Consider the following 12,479-nt stretch of genomic DNA (forward strand, 5'->3'; position numbering starts at 1 on the left):
CCATGTTGAAGGAAGTATCGACCCACCCCACAAGAATCCGCGCACTTGACCAGTTGCACCGCGGCGACCAGATCGAAGCCCGCCTCTCCGTCGGACCCTCCTACGATGACGTCGTCATCCGCAGGGGCAGCGTCCAGGAAACGGCCCCGGGCATCGGCGTCGTCTGGATCATGGATCAGCTGACGGGCCTGCGCAAGGCCATCAATACCGACGAATGCACAGTCTGGCGAGTGGCCTGACCTGGCCCCGAACCGCTCAGCCGCCAGCCACGGACTGGATGATCAAGACCTCCTGGCCGGCAGCAACCTCAGTATCCAGACCCTTCAGACGCCGGACCTCCTCGCCGTTCACGTAAATATTCACGTAGCGGCGGAGCGAACCGGTTTCATCCCGGATCCTCCGGGCCAGCACCGGGTAGTCCCCGGTCACAGCATCAAGCAAACTTTCCACGGTCACAGCTCCGTCGGCGGGCGTAGTCAGGTAGGACTGCCCGCCGGCGAGTGGCTGGAGAACGCTGGGCAAAAGCACCGTGATGTCAGGCAAGGTCCGTCCTAGGCCGGCAGGCCGGATGTTGCGACGGCAGCAGCCAATTCGGCGGCCACATCAGTGGAGACAACGGCAGCCCGCACACACAAAACATCAGGCAGGTGCGAGGCGACTTCGCTGAAGGACTCGCCCTCGTCGGCGCTGGCGTAGACCGAACCGCCGCGTGTTCCGAAGTACACCCCGGCAGGTTCAGCAGAATCCACCGCGGCTGCGTCACGGAGCACGGCGTTGTATTCATGGTCCGGGAGGCCCACATCCAAGCGCTTCCAGGACTGACCGGCGTCATCCGTGCGGTGCACCGCGAGATGGCCGTCCGGCGGAATCCGCTCACTATCGGCCTTGATCGGGACCACCCAGGCCGTCCCTTCGCGGCGGGGGTGGGTGAGCATCACGAAGCCGAAATCAGCGGGAAGACCGTCGGCGATTGAAACCCAGTTTTCGCCGTTGTCGTCCGTGCGGTACACGCCGTGGTGGTTCTGCGCATACAACCTGCCTTCGACGGCGGCATCCGCGGCGATCTTGTGCACGCACTGCCCGAACTCTGGATTGGGATCGGGCATGAAGTACGCCGAGATCCCCTTATTGCAGGCCTCCCAGGAGGCTCCGCCGTCGAGCGAGCGGTAGACGCCGCCCGTGCTCATGGCGACGTGGACGTTCTCCCCGGAAGGGTTGACCACGATCGAGTGGGCGGCAGCGCCGCCGTAACCGGCTCCCCATTCGCTGCGATGCGGGTGGTCCCATAGGCCGCGGTTCAACTCGAAGTGCTCGCCGCCGTCGGTCGATTTCCAGACGGAGATCGGTTCGCAACCTGCCCAGACCACCCCGGGCCGGGAGGCGGAGTCAGGATAGATCTGCCAGATCCGTTCCAGAGCGGCATCGGTGCCTTCCGGGAATTTGATGGCGCCTTGTTCGGGCTCGGTCCATGTGGCGCCCAGGTCATCGGAGTGGGCCACGGTGGGACCCCAGTGTTCGGAGCGCACGCCCACCATGATCCGGGGATTGTCCCCGCGCGTATCGATCCCGATGCTTGGGATTTCGCTCATGAGGAAGTGCGGACCGGAGAGGGACCATTCCTTGCGGTCTGTGCTGCGTGCCAGCCACAATCCTTTTTTGGTCCCGATCGCCAAGACATAACTCTCTGCGGTAGCCATGAACCCCATGCAACCATCCCCTCGCGGGGGCCGCAACGGTTTTATGAACCGCTTCTAGGAAACCGCCTCAGTCCACGAACTCGGATTGCGTCTCAATGAAGTCCCAGTCGGCGTCGCTTAGCCCGCCGGCCAGTTCCTCAAGGCGCGGACCGCCAACGTCGGCAATGCGTTGCAGGACTTCCAGCGGAAGCTCTGTGGCGCGGAGGTTCTCCCGCAGCCATTCCTTGCTCTTGAGGTCTATGTCCAGCCACCACATGAAGATCTCCACGTGGACCACCCCTTCCTGTGCAAGTTAACGCTAGGCCTGCGCCGGGTGCACTACAAGGGGACGAGGACCTTGATCAAATGCCGGGTCCGGCCCTAAATTCGGGGCTGGAAAAAGTAAAGTGAAAGTAGTTATTCAGATTGGTAGCGGAGCGCTGTCGTGGCACGTAAGCTAATTGTCAGCAGGAACCCAAAGAACCTGCTCCAAAGTCCGCTCCGGAGTGCGTATCCCCCAATAACGCACTCCGGAGCTCTTTGTTTAAGCCTCGCGACACGCAAAATCCCTGGCGCCCACGGAATTCCGGAGGCGCCAGGGATTTTCCGTGTCGCTCAGCTCCTAGACGAACTGGTACAGCAGGGCCGCCATACCGAAGCCCACTACCGAGAGCACTGTCTCCAGCACCGTCCACGTCTTCAGGGTGTCCTTGACTGACATGTTGAAGTACTTGGAGATGATCCAGAATCCGCCGTCATTGACGTGGCTGGCGATGATGGAGCCGGAAGAGATGGCCATGACGATCAGGGCCAATTGCGGCTGCGAATAATGTCCGGCCGTGAGCGCCGGGGCCAGGATGCCGCCGGTGGTCACGATCGCGACCGTGGCCGAGCCCTGGGCGAGGCGCATGCCGCAGGCGATCACGTAAGCGGACACAATGACAGGAAGCCCGGCCTTGGCCAAGGTGTCCGCCACGGCGTTGCCCACCCCGGTTGCCGAGAGCACTGCGCCGAAGAATGCACCGGCTCCAACAACAAGCAGGATCATGCCGACCGGCTTCAGCGAGGCCGAGCTCAGTTCGGAGAGGTCCTTGGCGCTCATGCCTCGACGCGTGCCCAGGAGCCACATCGACAGTGCGACGGCGACCGTGAGCGCAATGGCCGGGTTGCCGAAGAACACGAGCGCATCCCGGAATCCGCCCGCGGGGAGGGAGACGTTGCCGAAAGTGGCGCCAAGGATCAGGAGCATCGGCAGGCCGATGGCAAGGGCAACGACGCTCATGGGCGGCTCGTGGCCCACGGCTTCCTCCGCCTCCGGGATCACGCGGTCCTCCGGAACGGCAACTTGCACGCGCTTGCCGATCCACTGGCCCCAGAGAATGCCGGAAGCGAACCAGGCAGGGATGCCGCAGGCCAGACCCATGATGATGATCCAGCCCAGTTCAACGTGGAACAGTCCGGCCGCGGCTACGGGACCTGGGTGCGGCGGCAGGAAGGCGTGGGTCACGGAGAGGCCGGCGAGAAGCGGCAAGGCGTACAAAATGAGGGATTTCCCGCCGCGCACCGCCGCCACGTAGACGAGGGGTGCGAGCACGAAAATGCCGATGTCGAAGAAGACCGGAATGCCGAGGACAAACCCGGTGACGCCCATGGCCAGCGGCGTTCCCTTTTCGCCGAAGATCTTCACGAGCCTGCCCAGCAGGACCTCCGCGCCGCCGGATCGTTCCAGGATGGCGCCCAGGACGGTGCCCAGGCCGATGATCAGGGTGATGTGTCCGAGGATCCCGGCGAAGCCCTTCTCGATGAGGGCGTCCCCGCTCTTGATGGGCGAGCCTACAAGGGCATCGATGCTCACGCCGCCCGCCAGCGCGACGAGCACGCTGGTACCCACCAAGGCAATGAACGGTTCTACCTTGACTTTGATGATCAGAAACAACAGGAGGGCAATGCCGGCACCTGCCAGGAGAAGCAGGCCGGCCGTATCGTGCCGTAGCCAGTTCAGGAATTCATTCATGGAGGTTACTTTCTGGGGATTCCTACGCGAGGGTGGCGGTGAAGGCGGCGGCCCTGGCCGAAATGTCAGCCCAGTCGCCTGCGGCCACGGCGGACGGAGGGACCACGCTGGTTCCACAGCAGACCGCTGCGGCGCCGGCGTCGAGGTAGCTCTTGGCGTTCGAGGCGTCGATCCCGCCGGAGGGCAGAAGCCGGATGCCAGGGTAGGGACCCTGAAGATCCTTGAGGTAGGCCGGGCCGAGCTGCCTGGCCGGGAAGATCTTGACTGCGGCGGAACCGAGGTCAAGGGCCTGCGCTACCTCGGTGGGTGTCATGGCGCCCAAACTGAAGGGAACGCCGGCTGCGACGGCCACCGCCGCAACCTCGGGGCGAAGGCCGGGCGTCACCAGGAATTGGGCACCGGCGTCGATTGCTGCCCTTGCCTGCTCGGCCGTCATCACGGTACCGATTCCGACGGCGGCGCCGTGCTGCGCGGCGGTGTCCGCCGCCCGACGCACATGCTTCAGCACGTCCGGGGTGGTGAACGTCAATTCGACGCTGCGGATGCCGCCGTCGGCCAGTGCGCGGCACAGCTCGGCGGCGTGGGGGATAAACGGCGCACGGACGACGGCGAGGGTGCGGTCGGCTTCAAGCTGTTCGACGAATTCTTCAGGAGTCATGCGATTTCCGTACTTCCTGCTCGGGTGCGTCCGTCGGGGCTGCGGCGCAGGGCGCGGCCGGCACGGGCGCCGGTGGGCTTCCCGCCGTCGATCGCTGCCGTCCCGTTGACGAACACGTAATGGATGCCAGTGGCTGGCTTGCGGGGGTTTTCAAAGGTGGCTTCGTCACGGACGGTGCGCGGATCGAAGAGGACGACGTCGGCCGCGTAGCCTTCGCGGACCAGCCCGCGGCGATCGAGCTTGAGCCGCTCGGCGGGGCGGCCGCTCAAGTGGTGGACCATATCTTCCAGCGTCAGCAAGCCCAAGTCGCGGCTGTAGTGGCCCAAATAGCGGGGGAATGTTCCCCAGGCACGCGGGTGCGGCTTGGCTCCGACCAAGAGGCCGTCGCTGCCGCCGGTGTGCGTACGGTGGACCATGATGGCCTGCACGTTTTCCTCGTGGCCAACGTGCTGCAGGATCCCGGTGCCCAGGCGGTCCGCCTGGAGGATCTGTGCGAACACGTCGAACGGCTCTGCGTTGGTTTCGGCGGCGATTGCGGCGATGGTCTTGCCCACATGGCCGGCGAGCGCCGGGTTCTGGACGCCGCTGACCTCCAGGGTGTCCCACTCGGCGACGACGCCGTGGCACCCGTCGGAGCCGTAAATCTCCACGCTTTCGCGGATTCTCGCCAGCGTGGCCGGGTCGGCCAAGCGCGCGAGTGTGGCCTCGGTGCCGCCGGAGGATGACCAGCTAGGCAAAATGGCCGCGAGCGTGGTGGCGCCGGGGAGGTAAGGGTAGGTGTCGAGCGTGATGTCGGCGCCGTCGTCGAGCGCTGCATCGATGAGCTCAAGCAACTCGCCCGCCCGGCCCTTGTTTTCGGCGAAGTTCATGGTGGCGTGGGAAAGGTGCAGCGCGCAGCCGGTGTCCCGGCTCAGTCCGATCATCTCAGCGTAGGCGCCGAGCGCGCCCTTTCCGTAGGAGCGGTGGTGCGGGGCGTAGAAACCACCCAGCTCCCCCACCGTGCGGCAAAGTCCCGCCAGTTCCTCGGTGCCGGCGTACATGCCGGGGGTGTAGGTCAGCCCGGAGGACATCCCCACGGCGCCTTCCTCCATGGCGGTGCGGACCAGGTCCTGCATCCGCTCCTGCTGCTCCGGCGTCGGGTCCCCTTCGGCGAAGCCCATCACGAGGGCCCGCACGGTTCCCTGTGGCACGAGGTAGGCGGCGTTGGTGGCGATCCGGCCCCCGTCTTCTTCCGCGTCGAGGCGCTCCAGGTACTCACCTATCGTCCGCCAATTCCAGTCGAAATCCTGCGGGTTGTCGTTCCAACCGGCGATCTTCTCGCGGACCCCGGTCAGGGTGGCGTCGTCCACCGGAGCGTAGGACAGCCCGTCCTGGCCCAGAAGTTCGGTGGTGACGCCCTGGCTGAGCTTGGCGTAGTGGTCCTTGTTGACCAGCAACTGCAGGTCCGAATGAGCGTGCATGTCGATGAATCCGGGGCTCAGGACGAGTCCCGTGGCATCGATGGTCCGCTCGGCGCAGGTTCCGCTTGCGGTGAGGGATCCGGCGTCGGCGACGACGGCGATCACTCCGCCGTCCAGCAGGACGTCCGCGGGACGGCGGTCCGCCCCGGTTCCGTCCACCAGGATGGCGTTGCTGATGAGTGTCTTCATGGCGTGTGTCCTAGAAGAAGGTATGGATGAGGTCGACGACGGTTTGGTCGCCGTCGGTATCCGCCAGCACTGGGATGAGCGTCCACTTGTCGAAGGCCGTGCACGGATGCGAAAGCCCCAGTCGCACGACGTCTCCGGGCCGCACAGTGGTGGTGCCGGCGTCGAACGTCATGAAGCAGTGCTGATCGTTGACCGCGGTGATCTCGGCGCCTTCGAGCGGCTGCATGGGACCGCCGAGGGCGGGTCCGATCAGCTGCGGACGGGGGAGGCCTTCGTCGACCGGCAAGTCGCGTTTACCGGCGTCGAGGATGGCAAGGCCGGGCTCGGGCTGGGATACGACGCGCGCCCAGCCGTGCATAGCTGCCGTGAACGGCTGGCCGCCGTCGCGGGAAAACGGCGAGATGCCGCGGTAGAAGCCATCGTCGTGGATGATGTAGGCCCCGCTGCGGATCATGAGTTCCACCCGGGTGCCCGCCTCGGAGCCAGCGGTGACGTGCGGCGAAAGGACGTCGACGACGTCGTCGAAGTAGGCGCTGCCGCCTGCCGTGAGGATGACGGCGTCGGCCCCGTAGAGACCTTCCTCGAGGAGCCGCTGATGCAGCTCACCCATTTGGCCCAAGAACCCGCGGACGGCGGCGAGACTGTCGGCGTCTGCCGTGTGGGCCAGCGATCCTTCGTAGCCGCTCACCCCCACCAGCCGCAGGTGCGGGGAGGCAGAGATGGCGCGCGCGACGTCGAGTGCAGCCGCCACGCCTCGTGCGCCGGTGCGGCCGCCGGTCCCGCCAAGCTCAACAAGGACATCCAGGACGGCATTGCTTCCGGCAGCTTCCAAGGTGCGGCCAATGACCTCCACGGTGACGGCGGAGTCCACCCAGGACAGGATCGGCCGGTCCGGATTTGCGGTCTTGGCGACCCATTCGATCGCGTGCGGATCGCTCAGGCTGTTGGCCAGTTGCAGGCGCCGCACGCCGAATTCGCGGGCCACGCGGAGCTGGGCGAAGTTCGCCACGGTGATCCCCCAGGCGCCGCGGCTCAGCTGTTCGGCCCAGAGCTGTGGCGCCATGGTGGTCTTTCCATGCGGAGCCAGCAAGACGCCATGCTCCGCGCACCACGAAGCCAGCCGATCGGCATTGCCGCGCATCGCCCCGGCATCAAGCGTCAACAACGGTGTCTGGAGGTCCTTGAGTTTCGGGGTTGTGGAGAGGAACTCGCGGTGGCTGGTGCCGTTGGCTGTGGCGGGCACGGCTTTGTGCCGCCAGTCGAGCCGGACATCTGCCAGGCGGGCCACGGCGTCGGTCGCAATTGCCCCGGCCTCTGCTCCGGCCCCGGACGTGGAAGTGTTCACCAGTTCGATCCCTTCACGGTGCGCGATTCACTGTGCGCATTCTGCTCGCAATTTCCTTGCGTTGCGTATTTTGCAACGCAGGTTGCAAAGCTGTTGGTGATATGTCTAACATGGTGCAGGATTGGGAGTCAAGGCCGCGGCATGGCCCGGCACCCCCTGATCAGGCCACGGAAATCCCTTCTTCATTGGGGTGTCGAGTGCCGCTGGACGCGGCAGAGGGAGCGCGGGAGTTTCATGCTTTCAGCTGTATGTGTGGGCGAGACGATGGCCATGCTCACTCCGGTGAAGCCCGTCCCGCTGCACCAAGCCACGGAGCTGCACTGCGGCATCGGCGGCGCGGAATCGAACGTTGCCATGGGCCTGGCCGCCATGGGCCTGGACTCCCACTGGGTAGGCCGGGTGGGCCGGGATGGATTCGGCACCCGGATCCTGGAGGAGCTCAGCGGCCACGGAGTAGGCATTTCCGGCGTCGAGGTTGATCCCGTACGGCCCACCGGGCTTTACGTCAAGGTCCCAGCCCAGGAATCAGATCCCGACGGCGGCAGTTCAGTTTTGTATTATCGGCAGGGTTCCGCCGCGTCGGCCATGGGCCTGGGCACCTTGGCGAATCCCGCCGTCGAGCGTTTGCTTAACGAAGCATCGCTCATCCACCTGAGCGGCATCACAGCGGCGCTCTCAGCGGAATGCCTCGAGCTGACCGAGGCCATCCTCGCCGCACCGAGGCAGGGCCGCATCATCAGCTTCGACGTCAATTGGCGGGCGGCACTCTGGGCCGGACAGGACCGTTCCGTGCTGCGCCGTCTTGCCAACCTTGCCGACATCGTGCTGGTGGGCAAGGACGAGGCCGAGCACGCCTTCGGCACCACGGACGAGACTGAACTACGGCGTCTCATGCCGGATCCCGCCGTCGTCGTCATCAAGAACGAGGCCATCAGCGCCATCGCGCTGGAACGGGACGGGACGCGGTCCGAGGTGTCGGCATTGTCCGTGGACGTGCTTGAGCCGGTGGGCGCGGGTGATTCCTTCGCTGCCGGCTACCTGAGCGGCGTGCTGTTCGGCCTCGAGCAGAAGGCGAGCCTCCGCCGCGGTCACGTCGCCGCAGCCTGCACCCTCACCGTGCATGGCGATCGCGGCCCCCTTCCCGGCTCAGCGCTGCTTTCGGCCATCCTCGATTCCACAGACGCCGAGTGGGCCGGGATCCACGTTGCCGGGGGACACTTCAGCAGCCAGAATCGGAGCCCCCAAGATCGGAGAACAGCACTATGAGTCAAAGCCTGATGCGGGCCATCGACCTGCTCGCCGAGCTTGCTTCCAAACCGGCCACCCTGGATGAGCTTGCCTCCAAGGCTTCGGTGCACAAGACCACCGTGATGCGCCTCCTGCACGCGATGGAGGAAAAGCGATTCGTTGTCCGCGATGAGGACCAGCGGTTCATGCTTGGCTCCAAGCTGTTCGAGCTGTCCTCGCTCGCCCTGGAACAGCGCGACATCCGCAAAGTGGCGCACCCGTACTTGGCCGAACTGAACGGAAAGACCGGGCACACCGTGCACCTTGCCGCGTTCGAGGGAAACGACGTGGTGTACATCGACAAATTCGAGTCGCACCATCCCGTGCGGATGTACTCCCGGATCGGCCTGACCGCGTCCCTGCATTCGGCTGCCGTCGCAAAAGTCCTGCTTGCCGACATGCCACGCAGCCGGCAGGAAAAGATCGCGGCGGGACTCGACTACACAAGAATTACCGACACCACCCTGACCTCGCCGCAGGCCCTTTTGGCCGAACTGGAGCAGGTCAGGATCCAGGGCTGGGCCCACGACAACGCCGAGCACGAATCCTTCGTGCACTGCATCGCGACCCCAATTCGCGACGCGAGTGGCGCCGTCGTGGCCGCAGCCTCTTGTTCGGTACCGGTGGTGATGCTCAGCTATGAAGGACTGCTTGAGCTGCTGCCCGACCTCAAAGCCAGCACCGAGGCCATCTCCCGCGACCTCGGCTGGATCAGCCACGAAAGGAACTCGGCATGAGTGAAAAGACTGTAGTACTGACCGAAAATGCTCCGGCCCCGGCGCACGTATTCTCCCAAGGCATCCAGAAGGGCGGCCTGTTCCAGGTATCCGGCCAGGGCCCCATGGATCCCGCCACCAACCAGTACATCGGCGAGGGCGACGTCCGCGTCCAGACCCGCCGCACACTGGAGAACGTGAAGGCGATCCTCGAAGCCGGCGGTTCTTCGGTAGAAGATGTCATCATGTTCCGCGTCTACCTCACTACCCGCGACGACTTCGCCGCCATGAACGAGGTCTACGGCGAATTCATCACCGAGAACGTCCCCAGTGGCCAACTGCCCAGCCGCACCACGGTGTTCGTCGACCTCCCGCACGAAGTCATGCTCGTGGAAATCGACGCGCTGGCGGTTACGGCGTAATCCCCCGAGCCCGGCTTGGTGGCACTATTGGGTGATGCCCTTTATGCGCGTTCCCAGGCTTAAGAGGGCGTCTTCCCGGGACGGACGCCCAGCAAACCGGCTGGCGTCGGTTTCTACCGGATGGTTGCTGCTGGTTGTCGTATTCATCGAGGCTGCAGTCGCCTTGTCTATCCGCCTGCCATTGGCTTTCGGGTTTCCGCTGTGGGGCGGCATCGATGAAATGACCGGGTTCCCGGCTCTTCTGGCATTGCTGATCGTGCCCCTGATGGTGCTGGCGGCGTGGCGTCTCATGCGGCAGCAGCAGCGGGAACGAAGCCAGGCGTTCCGGACGTCGCGCTTGATGGACACCGTGCTGCATACAAGCCTGGACTGGCTGTGGGCCACGGGGCCCGATGGGCGATTTACGTTCTGCAGCCCGGCTTGCAAGGACATCACGGGGTACGAACCTTCCGAGCTGCTGGGGAGGCACATCACCCGCGTCATCGACCCCGGGGACCTGGCAGACGCACGGGTGGACTGGAAAGCCAGGGAAAGCGGTGACTCCTCGTGGTCACGGGTGGTCACCGTGTGCCGCCACCGGGACGGCAGCCGCGTCTTGATTGATGTTGCCGGAAGGCCGATCCGCGACAGGGAGGGCAGGGACTGCGGTTTCGAGGGCACCTGCCGCGTCTTGAATCCAGAGACAGCACGTTCGCGTGCGGAAGTCACCGTCCGCATCCAGGCATTGCTCAATGACGGCTCACTCATCACAGCATTCCAGCCGATCCGGTGCCTGGAAACCGGCAACGTAGTTGGAGTGGAATCGTTGACACGGTTCAGCGGCTCCCAGGAGTTGTCCCCGGAGGTGCGTTTCATGGAGGCCGCCTCGGTCGGCCTGGATATCGAGCTCGAGATCCTTGCTCTCCGGACCGCGCTGACCACCGCTGCGGGGCTCCCGCCGGAACTGTACATCGCGGCAAACCTCTCACCGCGCGCGTGCCTTGACCCTCGGCTGGCAGCCGCGATTGTCGAGTCGACCATCCCTCCACGACGCGTCGTGCTCGAGGTCACCGAACGCCATGAGGTCGCCAACTATGAACCGCTCGCCGAAGCGCTGGCGCCGTTGCGGCGCGCCGGCCTGAGAATAGCCGTCGACGACGCCGGCGCCGGCTTTGCTTCCATGCGCCACATCCTGCAACTCAAGCCGGACCTCATCAAACTCGATCGCGAGATCATCGCCGGCATCGACACAGATCCGGGACAGCGGGCCCTGGGAGCTGCGATGGTCGGTTTTTCCTCCGAAATCGGAGCCGCCCTGGTAGCCGAAGGGATCGAGACCGAGGCCGAGCTGGCTGCGGTCACCAAGCTCGGGATGACCGCGGCCCAAGGTTACCTTCTCGGCCGGCCCTCGCTCAGACCGGAGGACTGGGCGGGATGGGGGTAGCGGTGGCTGCTATCCCCCGGGCTGGTGCGCCGTCACCAGGCCATCGAAGTCCCGAACGACAACACCCGTAGCTGTCTCCACAGGAAGCCCGTTCCGCGCCCAATACTCGATGCCACCGATCATCTCCCGCACCGGGTACCCGAGCTCGGCGAAGGCCAGGGCCGCGAAGGTGCTTCCATTGCAACCAGGTCCCCAGGAATAGACCACCACTGCGGTCCCGGCCGGGATCAGTGCGGCTGCCCGGGCGGGTATCCCGGCGGTCGGAAGGTGCACGGCACCGGGGATGTGACCGTGGTCCCACGAAGACTGCCTGCGTGTATCCACGAGCACGAAACTGCCGGGAGCCGCATCGGCAACGTCCATGACGTCGATCTCGAACTGCAGCTTCGCACGGAAGTAAGCGCCTGCGGCACCGTCCGCCCCAACCGCAGCACCGGCGTCGTTCTTTGGCTTTTCCATCTGCCCTCCTAAGCCAGCTTCGCGAGTTTGGCGTTGGCACGTCGCGATCCCAGCTTGGCCGAGATGCGCAAACTGGTTTCGGCGGCCATGGGACCTACTTCACGGACGCGTTTGGCGGTCATCCGGGACGACAACGATGAGACGCTGAGGGCGGCAACCACGTGATCGTCGTGGCCGAAGATCGGGGCAGCGACGCACCGGACCTCGGGTTCGTTTTCACGGTCGTCGATCGCATAGCCTCGGCGACGGATCGCGGCGAATTCAGCCCGCAACTGCTCGGGATCCGTGATGGTCCTGTCGGTGATGGGCACCAAATCGCCGGCCAGGATAGGCGCCACCACTTCCTCCGGGCTGAAGGCCAACATGGCTTTGCCAACCGCGGTGCAGTACGCCGGCATGGTCGCCCCAACGCGCGATGCCATACGGACTGTTGCCTCGTCTTCAACTTTGTCGAGGTAGACCACATCATGGCCGGACAGGACCACCAAGTGGCAGGTGCTTTCCGTAGCCCTCATCAGCACTCTGAGCTCGGCATTCGCGACGCTGCGCAAATCGAGCCGGTCCAGGTATGACTGTCCCAAACGCAGGCAACCATGGCCCAGCCGGAAGCGGCCGCTCTCGGCGTCGCGTTCCAGCAGGTTTTCGTCCAACAAGGGCGCGGCCAACCTCAGAACCGTGCTCTTGTTGAGCCCGGAGAGCTTGGTCAGCTCCACCAAGGCGAGTCCGTCCGCGCTCACCGGATGCTCCGCCACCACCGCCAGCAAAGCCAGCGCCTTCCGCAGCGAAGCCGAGGAGTTCCGGGCCTCCGTGCCTTCAGTACCCACGTGTGT

The 12,479-nt window shown here is 65.1% G+C and carries 14 protein-coding genes; 5 read left to right on the plus strand and 9 right to left on the minus strand.

Annotation, left to right across the window (positions count from 1 at the left end; genetic code table 11):
• The first annotated feature begins 2 nt into the window (after window positions 1–2).
• Entirely contained in the window at window positions 3–239 is a 237-nt protein-coding gene (locus AC1DJW_RS06350) for a hypothetical protein (protein ID WP_059388807.1), read from the plus strand.
• A 16-nt stretch (window positions 240–255) separates the two neighbouring features.
• Here the strand turns inward: AC1DJW_RS06350 and AC1DJW_RS06355 are convergent, their stop codons facing one another.
• The 7 genes from AC1DJW_RS06355 to AC1DJW_RS06385 all read right to left on the minus strand — a co-directional run bounded on the left by AC1DJW_RS06355 (window position 256) and on the right by AC1DJW_RS06385 (window position 7,342).
• A complete protein-coding gene (locus AC1DJW_RS06355) occupies window positions 256–543 on the minus strand; it encodes a MoaD/ThiS family protein (RefSeq protein ID WP_284751077.1) in 288 nt (95 codons plus the stop codon).
• 8 nt (window positions 544–551) lie between these two features.
• On the minus strand, window positions 552–1,706 hold the full coding sequence (locus AC1DJW_RS06360; RefSeq protein ID WP_476900990.1) for a WD40/YVTN/BNR-like repeat-containing protein: 1,155 nt from the start codon (window positions 1,704–1,706) through the stop codon (window positions 552–554).
• A 58-nt stretch (window positions 1,707–1,764) separates the two neighbouring features.
• Window positions 1,765–1,965 carry a hypothetical protein gene (locus AC1DJW_RS06365; protein ID WP_059388808.1) on the minus strand — a complete coding sequence of 67 codons (201 nt, stop codon included), beginning with the start codon at window positions 1,963–1,965 and terminating at the stop codon, window positions 1,765–1,767.
• Between the two features lie 333 nt (window positions 1,966–2,298).
• Window positions 2,299–3,690 carry a GntP family permease gene (locus AC1DJW_RS06370; RefSeq protein ID WP_476900991.1) on the minus strand — a complete coding sequence of 464 codons (1,392 nt, stop codon included), beginning with the start codon at window positions 3,688–3,690 and terminating at the stop codon, window positions 2,299–2,301.
• Window positions 3,691–3,712: 22 nt separating this feature from the next.
• Entirely contained in the window at window positions 3,713–4,348 is a 636-nt protein-coding gene (locus AC1DJW_RS06375) for a bifunctional 4-hydroxy-2-oxoglutarate aldolase/2-dehydro-3-deoxy-phosphogluconate aldolase (RefSeq protein WP_476900992.1), read from the minus strand.
• Window positions 4,345–5,997 carry an N-acyl-D-amino-acid deacylase family protein gene (locus AC1DJW_RS06380; protein WP_476900993.1) on the minus strand — a complete coding sequence of 551 codons (1,653 nt, stop codon included), beginning with the start codon at window positions 5,995–5,997 and terminating at the stop codon, window positions 4,345–4,347. The genes AC1DJW_RS06375 and AC1DJW_RS06380 overlap by 4 nt, the downstream gene beginning before the upstream one ends.
• 10 nt (window positions 5,998–6,007) lie before the next feature.
• Window positions 6,008–7,342, minus strand: coding sequence for a type III PLP-dependent enzyme domain-containing protein (locus AC1DJW_RS06385; RefSeq protein WP_459342431.1), 1,335 nt, complete (start codon window positions 7,340–7,342; stop codon window positions 6,008–6,010).
• Between the two features lie 234 nt (window positions 7,343–7,576).
• Here AC1DJW_RS06385 and AC1DJW_RS06390 point away from each other — a divergent pair, with 234 nt between their 5' ends.
• From AC1DJW_RS06390 to AC1DJW_RS06405, 4 genes are all read left to right on the plus strand, one after another.
• The gene (locus tag AC1DJW_RS06390; RefSeq protein WP_390281386.1) at window positions 7,577–8,608 is read left to right on the plus strand and encodes a sugar kinase; all 1,032 of its coding nucleotides are present in this window, start codon (window positions 7,577–7,579) and stop codon (window positions 8,606–8,608) included.
• Window positions 8,605–9,366, plus strand: coding sequence for an IclR family transcriptional regulator (locus AC1DJW_RS06395; RefSeq protein WP_284751069.1), 762 nt, complete (start codon window positions 8,605–8,607; stop codon window positions 9,364–9,366). The genes AC1DJW_RS06390 and AC1DJW_RS06395 overlap by 4 nt, the downstream gene beginning before the upstream one ends.
• Window positions 9,363–9,767 carry a RidA family protein gene (locus tag AC1DJW_RS06400; protein WP_059388814.1) on the plus strand — a complete coding sequence of 135 codons (405 nt, stop codon included), beginning with the start codon at window positions 9,363–9,365 and terminating at the stop codon, window positions 9,765–9,767. Before AC1DJW_RS06395 ends, AC1DJW_RS06400 begins: the two co-directional genes overlap by 4 nt.
• A gap of 124 nt (window positions 9,768–9,891) precedes the next feature.
• Window positions 9,892–11,190 (plus strand): sensor domain-containing phosphodiesterase, encoded by a 1,299-nt coding sequence (locus AC1DJW_RS06405; RefSeq protein WP_476900994.1) that lies wholly within the window; start codon window positions 9,892–9,894, stop codon window positions 11,188–11,190.
• Window positions 11,191–11,199: 9 nt separating this feature from the next.
• On the opposite strand, the gene AC1DJW_RS06410 is transcribed toward AC1DJW_RS06405, so the two are convergent.
• Both AC1DJW_RS06410 and AC1DJW_RS06415 read right to left on the minus strand, forming a co-directional pair.
• Window positions 11,200–11,649 (minus strand): rhodanese-like domain-containing protein, encoded by a 450-nt coding sequence (locus AC1DJW_RS06410; RefSeq protein WP_390281391.1) that lies wholly within the window; start codon window positions 11,647–11,649, stop codon window positions 11,200–11,202.
• Between the two features lie 8 nt (window positions 11,650–11,657).
• Window positions 11,658–12,473: an IclR family transcriptional regulator gene (locus tag AC1DJW_RS06415; protein WP_390281393.1), complete on the minus strand. Its 816-nt coding sequence runs from the start codon at window positions 12,471–12,473 to the stop codon at window positions 11,658–11,660.
• Window positions 12,474–12,479: the final 6 nt, after the last annotated feature.

Source organism: Arthrobacter sp. 05L417, assembly GCF_056397865.1.

Excerpts from the sequence above, each read along its gene's own strand:
- AC1DJW_RS06350 (WP_059388807.1), top strand. The coding sequence starts at position 3 with ATGTTGAAGGAAGTATCGACCCACCCCACAAGAATCCGCGCACTTGAC.
- AC1DJW_RS06360 (WP_476900990.1), bottom strand. The coding sequence starts at position 1,706 with ATGGGGTTCATGGCTACCGCAGAGAGTTATGTCTTGGCGATCGGGACC.
- AC1DJW_RS06370 (WP_476900991.1), bottom strand. The coding sequence starts at position 3,690 with ATGAATGAATTCCTGAACTGGCTACGGCACGATACGGCCGGCCTGCTT.
- AC1DJW_RS06375 (WP_476900992.1), bottom strand. The coding sequence starts at position 4,348 with ATGACTCCTGAAGAATTCGTCGAACAGCTTGAAGCCGACCGCACCCTC.
- AC1DJW_RS06380 (WP_476900993.1), bottom strand. The coding sequence starts at position 5,997 with ATGAAGACACTCATCAGCAACGCCATCCTGGTGGACGGAACCGGGGCG.
- AC1DJW_RS06390 (WP_390281386.1), top strand. The coding sequence starts at position 7,577 with ATGCTTTCAGCTGTATGTGTGGGCGAGACGATGGCCATGCTCACTCCG.
- AC1DJW_RS06395 (WP_284751069.1), top strand. The coding sequence starts at position 8,605 with ATGAGTCAAAGCCTGATGCGGGCCATCGACCTGCTCGCCGAGCTTGCT.
- AC1DJW_RS06400 (WP_059388814.1), top strand. The coding sequence starts at position 9,363 with ATGAGTGAAAAGACTGTAGTACTGACCGAAAATGCTCCGGCCCCGGCG.
- AC1DJW_RS06410 (WP_390281391.1), bottom strand. The coding sequence starts at position 11,649 with ATGGAAAAGCCAAAGAACGACGCCGGTGCTGCGGTTGGGGCGGACGGT.